The following is a 440-nucleotide window of genomic DNA, read 5'->3' as shown; positions in this document are numbered from 1 at the left end:
ATGCCGCGCTTGAAAATGCCGGGGGCTGTATCGCTTATACGTCATTCGCGCTTAATGCGCCTGCTGTACCTACAGTAGTGTCGTTGCCAAACCTTTCGCTGTGCGACGATAGCACTCCTGACGGGTTTACCGGTTTTAACCTTGCACAGCAGGACGCGCTTTTACAGGCGGGCCAGCCCGGTGTTAGCGTGGCATACTACACCAGCCAGGCCGATGCCCAGGCGGGGACTAATGCTATTGCGGCACCCTCAGCCTTTACCAATACTGTAAATCCGCAAACCATTTACGTGGCTGTTACAAATGCCGCGGGGTGCAGCAACTATACTTCGTTCCAGGTAAATGTACTTGCATTACCGGTGGTTGCCCAGGCTCCTGATTTATCCCTTTGCGATAGCGACAACAATGGCATTGCCGAATTTAACCTTACCATCCAGGATGCC

Annotated in this window: 1 pseudogene; it reads left to right on the top strand. The window is 53.2% G+C overall.

The features are described 5' to 3' along the window. A pseudogene (locus ACLI09_RS18070) lies at window positions 1-440 on the top strand (hypothetical protein); the annotation flags it as partial.

Origin of the sequence: Flavobacterium sp. RHBU_24, from assembly GCF_046613695.1 — a bacterium.
GTDB lineage: Bacteria > Bacteroidota > Bacteroidia > Flavobacteriales > Flavobacteriaceae > Flavobacterium.
The sequence above is the reverse complement of the archived record's forward strand: the minus strand, read 5'-3'. Positions and strand labels throughout refer to the sequence as shown.